The sequence below is a fragment of the Pedobacter sp. Hv1 genome (assembly GCF_001412215.1).
Classification (GTDB): Bacteria; Bacteroidota; Bacteroidia; order Sphingobacteriales; family Sphingobacteriaceae; genus Pedobacter.
Genome location: NZ_LLWP01000001.1, coordinates 487,009 through 503,633, shown reverse-complemented (window position 1 = coordinate 503,633; position 16,625 = coordinate 487,009). Strand labels below are relative to the sequence as shown.

The window sequence follows — 16,625 nt, the reverse complement described above, 5'->3', positions numbered from 1 at the left end:
CCTTTACTTATGCTACTTATATTTGTTCAGACTTTAAAAGCCTGACTTGGTTTCATTACCAATACAGACAAATGATCAACAGATGAAAATCAGTAAAGAGCTAATTGAAAAATTCCATAGAGACGAATGCAGTTCTGAAGAAAAGGAATTTGTACAACAATGGCTATTTAATGATGATGGCGAAGAATTGGTAGATTTTAACGAAACCGAAAAGGAATTACATAAAGTTCAGATGTGGGATGAAATCAGAACGATTTTACCGCAAGAAAACCATCCTATTCAGCAACAAAGAACAGCGAGGTTCCAATTCTGGAAAGGGGCCATTGCAGCTTCTATTGTTTTTGTATTGCTCATTTCTGGAGTAGCTATTTATCAGCACAATTCAAAAAATAGCGTATTGCAATGGGTAGATGTAGAAAATACTTCTGGGATACAGGTTAAATATGTTGATTCTAAAGATTTCAAACTTTCGGTTGGCCCTAATACCTCGGCCAAAATTGATCAATTAACAGGTATTGTTGATCTGGCTGGAAGCTTACTGATCCAACCTAAAGAAGATATTGAATTAGAATTTACAGGTGCTACAAAAAAGATGTCGTTTAAAAAGGGACAGACCTATATCATTTTAAAAGGTAAGGATGGAAAAGATCAAGTCATCATCATCAATGAAAAAAACCTGATCGATCTTCCACCAATTATCCAAAAGCAAATTATTAATGAATTTAAGATCTAAGCTGAGGCTATTTTTTTCGTGTTTGCTTTTTGCTGTGATTTTTGGTTGTACTCAACATCCTCAAGATAAAACTGCCCAGTTAGCGCCTAAATATAGTCTTTACATCTTGGCAAAAGATGGGAGTAATTACTTGATAGAAACTTCTTCTTTAGCAACTGGTACTTTAAGCCCAGAAAATGATGGTGTAGCAATTGATGCAGATCAAATTAGTAGGGCTGATTTGGTAAAAGATGGTTATTATTATGATTTGGATGAGCGAACAGGACAATTTGCAAAATATACCATCAACAATAAAAAGCTAAAACAAATAGCTGCCATCACACTGAAAAACTTTTCGATAGAAAACTTTGAATGGTTTGGTAGTGATACCCTTTTACTTACCGGTTTAAACCATATCAAAGATTCTGAAGTGGTTTATAATTTAATTACAACCACAAATATGAAAGTGGTAAAGGCTGGCAAAATGGACATTCCAAAACCTCAGGGTATTTTCAACAATATTTCTGTAGGTGTGGTGGAGCGTAGAAACAACCAATTATTTGTGGGTTATACCTATCATCAATTGTTAAGCCCCTCTAGTTACCATACCAGTGATACGGTTTATCTTTCGACGTTGAAATACCCGGAAATGAAGGCAGAAAAATTAACGAAGGATACACGTTCTACCTATCCCGGTGGTATCAATACCATTCAACCTTATTCCTTTAACGATGAACAGGGCAATTATTATGTAATGACCTGTCCGGGTATTGCGCTAGGTAATAGACCAGAGTTACCTACGGCCTTAATGCGCATTCAAAGAGGAGAACAGCAAATAGACCAGAATTATTTTTTCGATTTGTCTGGTTCAATTATTCAGAACCATGCCTATGGGATCTGGTATGTTGGCCATAACTATGCGATTGTAAGAAGCGAACGAAAAGACTTATATAAAGACCTTAACGACCATTACGAAACGGCACATTTTAGCTATTACCTAATTGATGTACTGAACCGTAAAGTGATAGAAAGATTAAAACTTCCCTTAGATAGAGGTACCCGTAAGAACTGTATCATTGTTGAGGGAGATGTAGTTTATATCGCGATCAATTCTAAAACTGAGGGTAATTATATCTGGCAGTATCACCTTAAAACCAAGGTACTTCAAAAAGGACTACAATTAAATGGCAGTACCGATTATATCTTAAGAATAGATTGATTGCACCAAGATTAGAAAAATTTCATTTTTTTTCGTTGTCAACCTTCGCCAAAGTGAGGTTTATGCTACCACCTAGTATAAACGCACAAAAAAATGTTATTCCGTAAAATTATACTTTCATTTTTATTTCTACTTAACTCCTTATTTGCATTCGCTCAACAAAAATCTTCGATCTCTGGTGTAGTTACCGATAGCTTAGCAAAGGTTGAAGGTGTATCTGTTGTACTTAAAAATACAAAAATCGGGACTGCCACCAATGAAGAAGGATTTTATCAATTATTGGACCTGAAACCTGGAAGTTATACCCTGGTTGTTTCTTATTTAGGTAAAGTTAACCATACCAAACAATTGAAACTAGAAGCAGGAGCACACCTCAACCTAGATTTTGTGGTGAAACAGGATGGACAGAATCTGAACACAATTGCAGTGAAGGGGCAAACCAAAATAGTGGCCTTAAAGGAATCGGGTTTTAGTGTAAACGGTATTGAAACCAAGCTATTCTTAAATACAACTACAGATCTTAATCAACTCTTGAACCGAAGTACTGGCGTAAAAGTACGAGAACAAGGTGGTATGGGTTCTGATTTTAATTTTTCGCTCAATGGCTTATCAGGTAAACAGGTTAGATTTTTCTTAGATGGCATACCTATGGAAACTTTTGGCAGTGCAATGGGGCTCAACAATATTCCTGTAAATCTGGCCGAAAGAATTGAAGTATACAAAGGGGTGGTGCCTGTAGAACTTGGGGCCGATGCACTTGGTGGAGCAGTGAACATCGTGACCAATCAAAATACGAAGAGATTTTTAGATGCCAGTATCAGTTATGGTTCTTTTAATAGCAGTAGGGCAGCTTTAGCTGGTCGTTTTACCGATGAAAAAACCGGATTAAGGATCAATATCAATGCTTTTAACAATTATTCTGATAATGATTATTTAATGCGCAACAATCCAAAATACAATGCGGCCATTAAAGTAACAGAAGGCGATCAAGTTGTGCTTAAAGATGCTCGTCGTTTCCATAGTGCCTACCGCTCTACCATGGGACAGGCAGATGTTGGTCTGGTAGACAAAAAATGGGCCGATATCATATCTCTAAGTTTTACTTATTCCAACCTCTATAAAGAAGTACAAACAGGGGTAAACCAAGATAAGGTTTATGGTCAGGTAAACAACAGGGAGCAATTTTTTATGCCAGCGTTAAAGTATAAAAAACAAAATTTTCTGGTTAATGGGTTAACGGTTAATGCAACTGCTTCGTATTCTATTAATCGTTCTAATGTAGCCGATACCTCTTCTTATTTGTATGGATGGGGTGGAAAGGGTAGACCCGAACCTATTTCTGGAGAAATAAACGATATCAAAACCATTTACCATTATAAAAATGAGGCAGCTATTGCAAGGGCTAATTTTGCCTACGAGCTGAATAGCAACAATAGTTTAAACCTTAACTACACCTATAATTACTTTGCCCGTAGTGCAACAGAAGATTTGGGTACCGTTAAAAACAATTCTTTTGATGAACCCAATACGATTGGTAAAAATATTATCGGTATCGCATTGCAGAACAACCTTTTGGGAAAAAGATGGAGCAACACCTTGTTTGCCAAGTATTATAATTTTAATGCATTTGTACGTAATGCGGTATACTTTAGCCCGGATAACAGTTGGTTAAAATCAGATTCTGAACTAGCGCAAAACTTTATCGGTTATGGAATTGCCTCTCGATTTAAAATTACAGCACAATTTGGCATCAAGGCATCTTACGAGCATGCCTACCGTTTACAAGAAGGAGATGAATTATTTGGCAATGGAATAGATGTAGCCTCAAACAAAGACCTCAAACCAGAAAGTAGCGATAACCTAAATGTTGGGGTCTATTTAAGTCACAAAATTAACGAACACCGTTTGAATGTAGAAGGAAGTTATTTCTATAGAAACGCAAAAGACTTTATCTATTTTACGGTTGGTGGTCTTTATTCTAACTACGCTAACCTAGGGCGTGCTAAAATTAATGGTGCTGAGGCCGAAATTCGTTACAATTATAGCGATCTGTTAGAGTTCTCGGTAAATGCTACTTATCAAAATGCCATCAATAACCAACAATTTGAATTGGGTACTGGACTAAAAGATGCTACTTATCAAGACCGTGTACCCAACCAGCCCTGGTTGTATGGCAATGCCAATTTTAGTATTGGTAAAAATGATGTTTTTGGCAAGGATACTCGCCTACAGTTCAATGCATCATCACAGTTTGTGAACTGGTTTTATCTAAACTGGGAAAGTAGAGGGAGTGCCGAATCAAGAAATAAAATTCCTTCTCAATTGATCCACAATGTTGCTGTTTCCTATTCTTTAAAAAATGGGAAATACAATGTTGCTTTAGAATCCTTCAATGTGACCAATGAGCTGGCCTACGATAATTTTAGACTTCAAAAGCCAGGGCGCTCTTTCGCCATCAAACTGAGATATTTTATCAAATAGTTTAACCCAATTCATCATAAAAAACAATAAAATCATGTTAAAAACTAACAAAAATCAAATCTTATTAGTTGCTTTAATGTTTGCGATGCTAGGATTTTCTTCCTGCTCAAAAAAATCAGATCCTGTTAATCCACCAGAAACCGCAGAAAAAGACTATAGTTTTTTAGTTACTGCCGGTACGCCATCAGCTACTTATATTTTACATGCAGCCTCACTAACCGAAGGTACAGCCACAACAGCAGGTAATGGTGTTGAAACAGATTTAACAGTGGTAACTGCCAAAGGAGGTTATTATTATGCAACCAATAGTGCTGGTAACTTGGTCAAATTTACTTCAGATAACAAGAAGATCACTACAGTAAAAGAAATTCCTTTTAACAAAATTAGTTGGGCCTATTGGTCGAGTTTTTACATTTGGAAAGACGATAAAACTTTAATTTTCTTTAGTGTAAACGGTGGTAAACAATATGAATATGCTACCTTAAATGTAGAAACCATGACCTTTACAGCAAATGGTAACATCAATATCCCAGTGCCACCAACTGGTTACTATTATTGGGGTAACAGTGCCACTTTTGTAGGCAATAAATTATACATCAGTTATACCAGCAATGCAGATGCAACAGATCTTTCTGTAAACGAAAGTTATTTGGCAGCTATTGATTATCCTGCAATGAACAACATTACAGTAACCAAAGATGCACGTTTCAATTTCCCTAGCCACTATACCTTACACATGCCGGGCGCATTTAATTATAATGGAACAGCCTATTTCTTAAATTCTCCGACCATTTGGTCAACAGCAATGCAGAATAAGCCATTTGCTATTTATAAAGTAAACAATGGCAGTACTGCTGTAGATGCAAATTATTTCTATGAATTAACCGATAGAACAAAAGAAGAAGCATTGGGCTTATTCAACGCTGGTAACGGTAAAGCCATTGTTAAAATAGTAGATAAAACACAGATTGATGGCTCATCAGCTTACTCAACCAAATTTATTACAGATTATTATGTGGTTGATGTGGTTAGTCAAACCAAAACAAAAATCAACATGCCTAGGAGTGTTGCAGGTGCTTATACCGAAAACGTAATTGTAGAAGGAGATCATGTTTATATCGCAGCAAAAACTGCAGATGGTTTTTATATCTATCAGTATAGCTTATCAAGCCAAGTGGCAAAAAGAGGTTTAAAATTGGATGGTGTAAACTCACTATCTCGTTTTGAAAGAATGAAATAAGAATAGATTAATTGCTCAAAAACCAATCTCATGTTTGTTAAGATCTTAAAAAAAATAAATGCATGGCTCCATTTATGGCTAGGTTTAGCCTCTGGCGTGGTGGTTATTGTATTGGGTATAACAGGCTGTATTTTGGTTTTTGAGCAAGAAATCAAAAGTCTCACCTCTTCGTGGTTACATGTAGAAAAACAGCCCAATCAAAAAGTATTGGCTCCTTCTGTATTGTACCAATCGGTAGAGAAAGCTTTACCGGGTAAAAAGATCCATTCTGTTTGGTACCATGGAGAAAATAGAACTGCCCAGTTTAGTTTAAATTCTGATTCGGTAGTTTATGTTAATCCCTATACTGCAGAAGTGGTAGCGATGGTAGACCACGAAGATTTTTTCCATTTTATAGACGAAGGGCATTTTCATTTATGGTTTCCCGAAGAAATTGGCGAATATATTGTAGGCTGGGGAACATTCATCTTCTTTATCCTCTTAGTTACGGGCATCATTTTATGGTGGCCAAAAAAATGGAACAAAGCAGGCAAAGACCAAAGTTTTAAGATCAAGTGGAAAGCCAAGTTTAAACGCATTAATTATGACCTTCATAATGTATTGGGCTTCTATTCCTTACTCTTGGCTTTATTAATGGCCATTACCGCATTGATCATGAGTTTTGCTTGGTTCTCTGATGGTTTTTACTGGCTAACAGGAGGAGCGGGTAAGCCCGGTAAAAGGCCCGAAATCAATACGATAAAACCATCAACAAATACAGCCTTACAAAATGCAGATCTGATTTGGCACAAGGTAACAAAAGAGATTGCCCAGCATAACAAAGACCAGATCATTGTAAGTTTTAATGAGAAACCAGACGAACCGATTTATGCTTGTACAGATATGATCAATGGCTATTGGAGAGATCTATATTTTGACCCAAGTAACTTAAGCTTAATGGCCAATTCTAATAAAAAACTGGAAGAGCTCAAATTTGCAGATCAGGTTCGGAAACTTAATTATTCGCTTCATGTAGGTGCCTTTGGAGGCCTTACTACTAAAATTATGTACTTTTTGGCCAGTTTAATCTGTGCCAGTTTGCCCATAACTGGTTTTTATATCTGGTGGGGTAAAAAGAAAAAGACCAAAAAAACTAAACCAAAACCGGTTTTAAACTAAATCATTTTTTATGCAATTCAATATCAATTTAGCAGGAGAAATTCCTGCTGCAAGGAGAGTTATGTGCTTTGCAAGCTGCCTATTGCTCTTGATAACTAGCTGTTTAACTGTAGCTGCACAGGCCAATGGCGAGGTAAAAGGAAAGTTGATAGGTAACCAACAAGGACCTGTTGCCTATGCATCCATCTCACTTAAATCGGCAGAGGGGAAAGTTTTAAAAGGAACCTTAAGTGATAGTCTTGGCCTATTTGTTTTTACAGGCTTAAACGATGGAAACTATCAATTGAGCATTAGTGCTATGGGATTTAAAAGTTTCAATGGTCCTTTGTTCAAATTGCAAGAAAAATTGGATCTGGGCCAACTGATATTAACAGAAGATGCTACAGCCTTAAAAGGAATTACCATACAGGCACAAAAAAAACTGATTGAACAAACGATAGATAAAACCGTTCTCAACATAGAAAACAGTATCCTTTCTGACGGAAATACCGCTTTGGAACTGCTTCAAAAAGCGCCAGGCGTAAAAGTAGATGACGATGGGAAAATATCACTCAAAGGCAGGCCAGGGGTAATGGTGCTCATTAATGGCAAATCAACCTACCTTTCGCCAAAAGAGCTGAGTACCTTATTAAAGGGTACCAACTCAAATTCAATTTCAAAGATAGAGATCATGTCTAATCCATCGGCTAAATATGATGCGGCTGGTAATGGGGGGATCATCAATATCCAGATGAAAAAAAACAAGGCCATTGGCCTGAATGGTACGGTTAATTTAAATGGAGGTTCGAGTCGGAATGCACGATATGGCGGTGGACTGAACCTCAATTACCGCAACCAACAAATTAATGTTTATGGCAGTTACGATTATGGTTATAGAGGAGAAACAGAATACTTAGATTTTACCCGTCGTTTTTATGATGGTGGAACTATTGTGGAGCCTGCAAGCCGTACCTCTTATCAAGATACCAAAACAAATGAACCCTTACATACCAATAACTTTAGGTTTGGCTTAGATTATGAGTTAGACAGCACCAATACTTTAGGGCTATTGATCAATGGCAATGTGGGTAAATATACACATGATAGCCAAACAGGTAATGTATTTAAAGATGCTAAAAATGCGGTACTGAGTAGAATGATGACCACCAATTACGACAAACAGAATTGGGAAAATCTAACGTACAATATGAATTATCAGCATAAATTTAAAAAAGAAGGTAGGTTATTTACTGCTGATGTTGATTATGCCAGCAATAAGTTTACTTCAAGGCTGAACCTGAATACAACTACTTTGGCAATTCAGCCTGGTCAAAACGAAAGTATAACCAGTAGAAGAGGCTATGTGCCAGCTGTAACTGATGTCTATTTGGCCAAGGTTGACTATGAAGAACCACTAGGCAAAACATTGAAATTTGAAAGTGGATTGAAAAGCAGTTTCACCAATGCAGACAACAATTTAACTTATGATATTTTAACAAATGGTACTTGGCAACATGATAAAAATGGCAGCAATCATTTTAAATATAAAGAACAAATTCATGCGGGTTATATGAACCTGAACAAAGAATTTAAAGGTTTTAGTGTACAGGCTGGGCTAAGGGCCGAATACACGCATACCATTGGGCATCAGTTAACTACTGATTCATTACAACGCCGAAGCTATCTCCAATTCTTCCCAAGTATATTTGTGAATAAACCATTGGGAGAGCACCACCAATTGCAGCTGGCGTATAGCAGAAGAATTGAAAGGCCAGATTATGGCGATCTGAACCCTTTTAGGGTGTTTAGAGACCCATTGCTATTTTATCAGGGCAATCCATTTTTAAAACCAGAACTGATCAATGCCTTACAGCTTAGCCATAGCTTTAAAGGAAAGTATACTACCAGTATCAGTTACAATCAAACCAAAGATGTAATGACCTGGGTAAACGGACAGATTGATGAACTGAACACCACCTTTGAAATGCCACAGAACCTAACCAAACTTGTTAATTATGGAGTCAGTTTTACGGCATCAACCAACTTTTTCAATTGGTGGACAGGTACCCACTTTGCAGAGGTTTTTAGAAATGAGTACTCTGGTACGGCACAACAAACCAGTTTTGACAATAGTACTACCAGCTTTAGTCTAAACAGTCAAAACACATTTAAAGCTGGAAAAGGTTATACTATGGAGCTGAGTGCCTATTATTACTCTGGTTCAGTTTATGGAATTTCTTCTTATAAAAGCAATTACGAAGTGTCGGCAGGTGTACAAAAGACCCTGTTAAAAGAAAAGGCAAGTCTTAAGCTAATGGTTAATGATATTTTTCAGAGCAATAGATACAGAGAACAAACTGTTTTTCAACAGATCAACATGTATATGAACAAAAGACCAGATAGCAGGAGGGTGATGTTGTCGTTTTCTTATCGTTTTGGTAACCAGAATACCAATCAAAGCAAGCGGAGAACAGGGAGTGAAGATATTCAGCAAAGGATAAAAGGAGGGAGCTAAAATGAAACAAAAAAGGGTCGGCTAAATTTAGCCGACCCTTTTTAATATTGTAAATTTAAAACTAAGAAATTATTCTATCCTTAACTTTAACAGCAGGATTACCTTGATAAATACCATAAGGTTCCAAATCTTTTGTAGCTACTGCTGCAACGGTAAGTACAGCATGAGATTTTACGGTAATTCCGGGGCAAACAATCGCTCTTGCACCAATCCAAGCTCCATTTTCGATAATGATCGGTTTGGTAATCAAGTCGAAACCTGTTTTTTTGTAGTCGTGGTTACCAGTTAAGAGCATGGCCTGTTGAGAGATACAAGCATTGCTGCCAATTCTAACTTCTGCCAGATTCTCTATTCTACATTCTGCAATCCACGAATGGTCACCAATGGTTAATTTCCAAGGATAGTGTACATAGAGCCCTGGTTTTATTCTTACATCTTTTCCAATTTTTGCGCCGAACATTCTTAGAATCATCACCAAGATGGAGCTAAAAGGGATAATGCCAGAACGAACAAACATTACGCTAGTAAAATACCAACAAATGAGCTTTAAAGAAGAGGCACCAGCATTGAAACCTTTTTTGTCAAAGTTTTTTTGAAGTTGTGTTTCCTTATTCAATTTTTGATTCTGTTTCTTTTTTAGCAACCAACTTTGTATTCTTTTTTATCCAATAGTACAACAGTACAAATACACAGATATAGACAATGATATTGAAAATTTCATGGTGGTAAGTAAAATTACTTCTTTGCGATTTGAAAAACCCTAACAATACACCCAAGGCAGCTATTCTGGCTACGTTTAATAAATAAATCATCAAAATGCCTATCACAAATAGTTTAAGTTTAGCTTTAATTTTTGCTGGAAATGCAATTACAAAAGCAGCGAGAAAACTCATTACCCCAAGGCCTAAACAAGCATAATTGATCCGTAGCCATGGCCCATTAACCACCATAATATCCATTTGGTTATAAACAGCATAAAAACCAAATAGTTTAATGATCCAAACGGCGGGTAAAATCAAAGCAGATTTTAAGAGCTGTATATAATTGAAATGGCTTTGAAGAAATTCATTATAAAATCTACCACCATCGCTCATGGCACTATTCATAAACAAATTTCCTTGGCTAAACAGAAAATAAAAGAACAACAGCTTTACCACAAATAGGATAGCTGCTTTATTCGCCTTTTTTTTATCGTCTATTGATTGTTCCATAATTAAGCGTAATTATTTGTTCAATGAATTTACATCATTTGATTTTAATATTTCTTTAATTTTTACATCTACAATTAACCTAAACCAGAAACCTTGTAGAAAATGGAACAAAATTCCATTTGATCCGTCTAAAATGCCTAATCTAAAGAACAGCCTATAGATAAAATATACAAATGGTCTTAGGCCTAGTGGCATTTTCCACCACATCTTTTTTAACCAAGCAATTCTTTCGTCTGGACTGCCCCAAAATTTAGGCTGCACAGTTTGGTTACGTAAATTACCTAACCTTTCCACTTCTTCCTGCGCCGTTAGGTCACTATATCTATTGTGTTTAGCAATCCAAAAACTGATTTTGTTCTCTTTTAGATTCTCTTCAATAATGTGGCCTTTTTTCCATATTTCGGTTTGCCCTGGAACCACAAATCTGTGATCCATGTTTTCGTTTAAATCTGAATAACCAACAGATTTCCTGAACATTTTGAGTAAATATTTAGGGTAAAAGCCCCCGTACTTAATCCATGAACCCTTAAAATAATTTTTTCTATTGAAATAGATGCCATTGATATTCTCAAAATTGTCACTTTTGAAATTTTGCAACATCATAAAAAGCTCGGGAGTTACAATTTGATCTGCATCGAGGCCAATGATCCAAGGCGTTTGCACATCGAAATTTTTAAGGGCAAAATCCCATTGTTTAGGATGGTTTTCGAAAGCATTTGTTTTAACCTGGACCTTATAGTTTTCTGCAATTTTTAAAGTATCATCAGTACTGCTAGAATCGAGTATATACGTATTGGCATTTAAACCAGCAATGGATTCCAAGAGCCGCGGCAAATGTATCTCCTCATTAAAAGTTAAGATGATGAAACTAAATTCTTTATTCATGTATTAAATCTTGGCTTTAATGATCATAGATTTCCAAAGATAGGGTATTCGTCCGCAGCCTACAAAATTGGTAACTGTAAAGCCTTGTTCTGTAAGTAATTGCGTTAATGTATTTTTAGACCATAATTTGATATGTCCACCATCCCATAAAGGGTTTGCATGGCTATCCCATTTACCAAAGAGCGAGAGCATTACGTTTTTAATATAACCATGATAAGGTGTAGTTAAGATCAATTCTCCTCCACCATTTTTTAGAAGTATTTTTTTACAAAATTGGATAAATTTTCTCGGATCGTATAAATGTTCAATTACTTCAGTGGCGGTTACAGTATCGAAGGTAAGTTGTGCAAATTTATCAGGTAATTCACCGATTGATAAATCCTTTACTGCAAATCGATCTGCCGAAAATTGTGAAGCCATTTTTATTCCGCTTTCTGAAGCATCTGTACCATAGGCGTTGAAGCCATTTTCTACAAATAGTTTAACCAGGGCACCATTTCCACAACCAAGATCCAGTATAGTTTGGTTAACTTGTTGATCTAACAAATTAAGTACTGGAGCTGCAATATAGCCATGAACATAAGTTGCGGCTGCATGATTAAAGCCATAATCTTTATAGTCTGGCATTAGTTAAATTCAGATAAAGCTTAATATATCTGTTAATTAATGTTCCTGAGTTAAAATCTGCTAAAATAATTTGAGGTGCCATTGCTTTAATTTTCAACCTTGTCTCTTCTTGTTGATAGGCCAAAGCTAGTTTTTTTTGAATATCTTCTATAGTTAATTGGGTAACCCAGCCTAAATCTTTTTGTTGTACATAATCAAATAAGCCTACCTGGTCTGACAGTAAGACTGGGGTGCCAACACTTAAACTTTCGATAATTACGTTGGCAAAGTTTTCGTTATGTGAGGTTAGGGCCAATAGATCATGTTTGGCAATCAATTGAAATTTGTCTTCATTGTTAACTTGCCCTATCCATTTGATTCGCTTAGCGATATTTAGGCTTTCAGTTTTCAGCCGTAAGCTTTTTACATACACTTCTTCCCCAGAACCAGCAATAGTTAATTCCCAATCAAATTCTACAAGAGCTAAAGCATCGAACAATAATTCTAATCCTTTTTTTTCTTCTATCCTAGAAAGAAAGATCAGTTTAAATACAGCTGACTTTGCGGGGGCTACTTTCTGATTGTTTTGTTGAACAAATGGGAAGTTAACCAGATTAGGAATAATAGTAATGCTTTTTGGTTGGATAAAGTCTAAAACATCTTGTTGCTCTTTCTCACTAGTCACATGGATATGGCAATATTTAAGCAAACTTTTGCCCATCAGTTGATGGATCATTGATTTAAAGCCTGAATTCCTATTTCCTGCAGTATAATTGGTTAACATTCCTCTTGGCGACAATACCACTGGCACATTACACCATTTGGCTATAGCACAACTAAAAATAGAAACTAAATTCCACCAGGCATGGATGTGAACTACCAATTGGAGTTTGGAGGATATTTTGATCTTTTTTCTTAAACCCGAAAATAATGCAGGCGAAAAATGGGTATGGTCTTTTGTTAAACGTTGATAATAAGTAACCTCAACCCCATCAATCTGGGTTGTTTTGTTAGGTTCAACAGCTAACTCTGTTTTGCCATTGGCTGTAGTGGTTAAAACTTCAGTATCAATACCTGCCTCAACCAAAGCTTCACAAAGCTTGCTTACCGACATAGTAGGCCCACCATAAATATAAGCGGGTTTATATGCTGCTGTTATCTGCAGTATTTTTATAGACATTTAATTCTGTTAGGGTATTCGACCTTTTGAGTATCCAATAGATGGCAAACATGGCTAGATACCCATAAAATATATTGTTCACCAAAAACTCAAAGTTATTGCCCCTCCATAAGTTTTGGAAAATGGCATTAAACATTACAATACAGCCTAATTCATACCCTCCAAATAACTCTTCTGCTTTATTGCTCATCCATTGTGTAACCAAGCCATATAGAAAAATAGAAATAAATACACCAATTAAACCAGCACTCACATAACCGTCTACAACTGGTCTGGTTTTAGCAGAAACTGAAGACGATTGATAGGCTACCCCCGCTTCATATACACGTTCCATTGAAATGGCCTCGGTTACAAACTTTTTGGGCCAAAGTGCTCTTGGAATAATGGCGAGCACAGAGTTTTTTGCAATCTCTAATCCATAATACGGATGTTCTTTAGGAATATGTTTAACAAAAGTGGTAAACATGTTAATTTCACTCAACCTATTGGTTAGAAAAGTCCAGTTGGTTTCTTCAATTATAGGAGCTTCATTAGTTAATAGGGCATCAAATGCTTCTTGTCTTGCCTGTGCGGCTGATTTTTGTCCCGACCAAGATTGCGATCTTACAATATTGGCAAAAGTTGGCAGAATATATAATAGAATGTAAACTGTTGGAATGGCTAAGGTGAGGATTACTCTTTTGTAATATGGGTAGAGCAAAAAGCTAATAATGATCACATTGATAATGATACTTTCCTTGTAACCAGTAAGAGTTGATGCTAAAAAGTTAAAGACAAATAAACCACCACCAAAAATCATATAACCTGTTTTGCGTTGTACCAGCCCTCTTACCAAAACCAATGCACTACAGGTAATGGAAATATTGATTAAACCATAAGAAAATTGATGTATACTCGAAATTCTGGATGTAACACCGCCTAATATATAACATGCTACACATAACCAGATGAGGAAAAAATCTAGGTTGAGGTTTAATTTGTGCTTTATTATAGGGTATTGTTTAATCTGGACAATCATTCCTGTAACCAATGCTGCATGGGCCAATAAAGATAAACGTTGGCATTTGGCAATGGCATAAGTTTGTTCATTTACCCTAAAAGGCAAATAACTTATTTTATTAAAATACTCATAGCCCAGGTGATCCATAAAGTAAAAAATGGAGGTGCAGCACATAAACCCAGCAAAGATCAATTGAACCAGCACAATTGGTCTCATGATCTGTTTTGTAAATGGCAGGTCTAAAGGAATAAATCTTACTTTAGAAAATAAAGTCCAATAAAAAATGAAAAATGAACCTAACCATGCTACAAAAAAGGAAACAATAGGATCTATTTGAACAATGATAGAAATGATCCATGGAATATAGATCAAGATCAATACTTTTTGCTTGGATTGGTTTTGAGTACTAGCTGTTAACATATTTAGAAATGGCATTTATCTGCTGCTCAAAACTCCAGTTTTGGATAGTAATGAAAGCATTTTGGCCATTGATTTTTAGTATGGTTTTATCTTTTGTTAAAGCTATTAATTTTTGTGACAAATCTGCTAGATCTCTACTTTTAAAAATAGCACCGGTATGGTTTGTGACCAAATCAGATGCACAACCCACTTTGTCTGATACCAAGACGGCCTTGCCAGCAGCCATTGCTTCATTCACAGCTAAACCCCAAGTTTCTCCTGGCCCTTTAGAGGGGAGGCAAAATAAATCACAGGCTTGATAAACGACCGGCATTTGTGTTTGATTTTGAAAATCCATAAAAAGAACATTTTCCAAGTGATCATTTTTTACCTTGGCTTTTAACTGTTCTTCTAGTACGCCATTGCCAACAAAAAGTAAGTGAATGTTTGTACTGTTTAATTTAATAAAGGCATCTAATAACAATTCTGGATCTTTTTTCGGTTCCAATTTACCCGCAAACAAAATAAGAATATCCTCTTTATCAATGTTTAGTTTTTCCCTAAGCTGATCGGCTTCGTCTTTTCTATCGGTAGAAAAACGAGTATTGTCGATTGCATGTGGTGCAAAGACCAATTGTTTTTCCTTTAAACCATATTTTTTGAAATAAGCATAATTTGCAGTGCCAACATAAAAGGCGGTATCAATATGTTGGTACACCCATTTTAAAAAGATACTTCTTAATATATTTTTAAAACCAGGTTGTTGGTCTATTAAAGTAGAATCGCCTCTAAAATAAATCAGAATTTTACCTTTAAAATGGCGCATTATTTTCAAATGACTTTGATAAGCCCAACCATAGATTAAAATAGCATCTGGCTTAAAATCATTAATCTTTGTGATGGCATTTGGATTGATAATACCCTTAAAATGATGACTACCTTTATCTTTTGCAGTATTCTCTAAAAACTCGTAGGTATAACCATCTGTTAAGGGAATATCCCAGCTAATGTTTTTCTTAAAACCATGGTCATATTGCGGTACATCACCCCTGGTATAAAAAACCTGAATATCCATTTTATTATCTAGAAGCCTAAAAATAGGGGCATAATATTGAATAGGGTGGGTAGATATAATTGCTAATTTCTTAGTCATAAGGTATGGCTACTATATTTCCAGAACGGAGATTTTCAAAGGTGGTTATTTTTTTTACACCGCTAAGCTCTACCATAAAAAAATGATAACCAAGAGGCTCAATCTTGGAAAATATATAATTTGCTGGTAAGCCAGTTTTTTTATGGTAATTATTGTCATACTCAAAAATAATTTTGGGTTTAAATTTAGTAATGGTCTTCATCAGGCCATCTATAACAAAACTCTCATAACCTTCGACATCGATTTTTATAAAATCTACTTTTTCTGTTATAATAATTTCATCCCCTATTCTACAGGTTACCGTAATGTCGCCATTTTGATCAAAAAGATTAAAAGATCCGGGATTTGTACTATTAACGTCCGCTACAATTGAGATTGTTTCGTTTTTATTGCTTAATGCAATTTGATGAACCTCAATGTTTTTGAAACCGTTTAGGGCAATATTACGATTTAAGCTTTCAAAATTTAGTGGAATAGGTTCAAACGCAATTACTTTTCCCTTTTTACCAACAAGGTCTCTGAAAAATAAGGTATGAAAACCAATATTTGCCCCCACATCTAATATGGTATAATCTGCTTCAATATGTGTTTGAAATACTTTTTTAAGTTCAGGTTCATAATCGCCCAAATAAACTATTCTAGCACCAATCCAAGTTGAGGTATCGCAGCCAATTTGAAAATTACCCAATAATGGTTTAACCACTACTTTTTGCTTTTTAAATTTATTGTTTTTAAAAAGGAGATTGAATAAACGATGTTGCCCTTTGAAGAAAGAACGCTTGAGGATAAACTTATAAAAAAACTGTAACATCACATTTGTTTGATTTAATGGTTGATCATATCAAATATTTCGACCTGTTTTTTTGTTAAAAAAGAGGTAGGATAAG

The 16,625-nt window shown here is 35.7% G+C and carries 14 protein-coding genes; 6 read left to right on the top strand and 8 right to left on the bottom strand.

Annotated elements, in window-relative coordinates:
- Window positions 1–82: 82 nt before the first annotated feature.
- From AQF98_RS02380 to AQF98_RS02355, 6 genes are all read left to right on the top strand, one after another.
- A complete protein-coding gene (locus AQF98_RS02380; RefSeq protein ID WP_055130315.1) occupies window positions 83–733 on the top strand; it encodes a hypothetical protein in 651 nt (216 codons plus the stop codon).
- The gene (locus AQF98_RS02375; protein ID WP_055130314.1) at window positions 717–1,931 is read left to right on the top strand and encodes a DUF4374 domain-containing protein; all 1,215 of its coding nucleotides are present in this window, start codon (window positions 717–719) and stop codon (window positions 1,929–1,931) included. Before AQF98_RS02380 ends, AQF98_RS02375 begins: the two co-directional genes overlap by 17 nt.
- Window positions 1,932–2,024: 93 nt before the next feature.
- Window positions 2,025–4,412 carry a TonB-dependent receptor gene (locus AQF98_RS02370; protein WP_055130313.1) on the top strand — a complete coding sequence of 796 codons (2,388 nt, stop codon included), beginning with the start codon at window positions 2,025–2,027 and terminating at the stop codon, window positions 4,410–4,412.
- Between the two features lie 34 nt (window positions 4,413–4,446).
- A complete protein-coding gene (locus tag AQF98_RS02365; protein WP_055130312.1) occupies window positions 4,447–5,652 on the top strand; it encodes a hypothetical protein in 1,206 nt (401 codons plus the stop codon).
- A 30-nt stretch (window positions 5,653–5,682) separates the two neighbouring features.
- The gene (locus tag AQF98_RS02360) at window positions 5,683–6,810 is read left to right on the top strand and encodes a PepSY domain-containing protein (protein WP_055130311.1); all 1,128 of its coding nucleotides are present in this window, start codon (window positions 5,683–5,685) and stop codon (window positions 6,808–6,810) included.
- A gap of 10 nt (window positions 6,811–6,820) precedes the next feature.
- On the top strand, window positions 6,821–9,304 hold the full coding sequence (locus tag AQF98_RS02355; RefSeq protein WP_055130310.1) for an outer membrane beta-barrel protein: 2,484 nt from the start codon (window positions 6,821–6,823) through the stop codon (window positions 9,302–9,304).
- Window positions 9,305–9,365: 61 nt separating this feature from the next.
- Here the strand turns inward: AQF98_RS02355 and AQF98_RS02350 are convergent, their stop codons facing one another.
- From AQF98_RS02350 to AQF98_RS02315, 8 genes are read right to left on the bottom strand one after another with little or no spacing between them, the layout of a single operon-like run.
- On the bottom strand, window positions 9,366–9,920 hold the full coding sequence (locus tag AQF98_RS02350) for a WcaF family extracellular polysaccharide biosynthesis acetyltransferase (protein ID WP_055130691.1): 555 nt from the start codon (window positions 9,918–9,920) through the stop codon (window positions 9,366–9,368).
- Complete coding sequence (gene xrtY / locus AQF98_RS02345; RefSeq protein WP_055130309.1) at window positions 9,913–10,515, bottom strand: exosortase Y; 603 nt, start codon at window positions 10,513–10,515, stop codon at window positions 9,913–9,915. The genes AQF98_RS02350 and xrtY overlap by 8 nt, the downstream gene beginning before the upstream one ends.
- A gap of 12 nt (window positions 10,516–10,527) precedes the next feature.
- Window positions 10,528–11,400, bottom strand: a complete 873-nt coding sequence (locus AQF98_RS02340; RefSeq protein WP_055130308.1) for a glycosyltransferase family 2 protein — start codon at window positions 11,398–11,400, stop codon at window positions 10,528–10,530.
- Between the two features lie 3 nt (window positions 11,401–11,403).
- Complete coding sequence (locus AQF98_RS02335) at window positions 11,404–12,027, bottom strand: bifunctional 2-polyprenyl-6-hydroxyphenol methylase/3-demethylubiquinol 3-O-methyltransferase UbiG (protein ID WP_055130307.1); 624 nt, start codon at window positions 12,025–12,027, stop codon at window positions 11,404–11,406.
- Window positions 12,014–13,186, bottom strand: a complete 1,173-nt coding sequence (locus AQF98_RS02330; protein ID WP_055130306.1) for an XrtY-associated glycosyltransferase XYAG1 — start codon at window positions 13,184–13,186, stop codon at window positions 12,014–12,016. Before AQF98_RS02330 ends, AQF98_RS02335 begins: the two co-directional genes overlap by 14 nt.
- A complete protein-coding gene (locus AQF98_RS02325) occupies window positions 13,149–14,606 on the bottom strand; it encodes an exosortase Y-associated Wzy-like protein (RefSeq protein WP_055130305.1) in 1,458 nt (485 codons plus the stop codon). The genes AQF98_RS02330 and AQF98_RS02325 overlap by 38 nt, the downstream gene beginning before the upstream one ends.
- A complete protein-coding gene (locus AQF98_RS02320; protein WP_055130304.1) occupies window positions 14,593–15,738 on the bottom strand; it encodes a glycosyltransferase family 4 protein in 1,146 nt (381 codons plus the stop codon). Before AQF98_RS02320 ends, AQF98_RS02325 begins: the two co-directional genes overlap by 14 nt.
- Window positions 15,731–16,426, bottom strand: a complete 696-nt coding sequence (locus AQF98_RS02315; protein ID WP_161805839.1) for an FkbM family methyltransferase — start codon at window positions 16,424–16,426, stop codon at window positions 15,731–15,733. The genes AQF98_RS02320 and AQF98_RS02315 overlap by 8 nt, the downstream gene beginning before the upstream one ends.
- Between the last annotated feature and the right edge of the window lie 199 nt (window positions 16,427–16,625).

Coding starts and splice junctions, on each gene's coding strand:
- AQF98_RS02380 (WP_055130315.1), top strand. CDS start 83: ATGAAAATCAGTAAAGAGCTAATTGAAAAATTCCATAGAGACGAATGC.
- AQF98_RS02375 (WP_055130314.1), top strand. CDS start 717: ATGAATTTAAGATCTAAGCTGAGGCTATTTTTTTCGTGTTTGCTTTTT.
- AQF98_RS02370 (WP_055130313.1), top strand. CDS start 2,025: ATGTTATTCCGTAAAATTATACTTTCATTTTTATTTCTACTTAACTCC.
- AQF98_RS02365 (WP_055130312.1), top strand. CDS start 4,447: ATGTTAAAAACTAACAAAAATCAAATCTTATTAGTTGCTTTAATGTTT.
- AQF98_RS02360 (WP_055130311.1), top strand. CDS start 5,683: ATGTTTGTTAAGATCTTAAAAAAAATAAATGCATGGCTCCATTTATGG.
- AQF98_RS02355 (WP_055130310.1), top strand. CDS start 6,821: ATGCAATTCAATATCAATTTAGCAGGAGAAATTCCTGCTGCAAGGAGA.
- xrtY (WP_055130309.1), bottom strand. CDS start 10,515: ATGGAACAATCAATAGACGATAAAAAAAAGGCGAATAAAGCAGCTATC.
- AQF98_RS02340 (WP_055130308.1), bottom strand. CDS start 11,400: ATGAATAAAGAATTTAGTTTCATCATCTTAACTTTTAATGAGGAGATA.
- AQF98_RS02335 (WP_055130307.1), bottom strand. CDS start 12,027: ATGCCAGACTATAAAGATTATGGCTTTAATCATGCAGCCGCAACTTAT.
- AQF98_RS02330 (WP_055130306.1), bottom strand. CDS start 13,186: ATGTCTATAAAAATACTGCAGATAACAGCAGCATATAAACCCGCTTAT.
- AQF98_RS02325 (WP_055130305.1), bottom strand. CDS start 14,606: ATGTTAACAGCTAGTACTCAAAACCAATCCAAGCAAAAAGTATTGATC.
- AQF98_RS02320 (WP_055130304.1), bottom strand. CDS start 15,738: ATGACTAAGAAATTAGCAATTATATCTACCCACCCTATTCAATATTAT.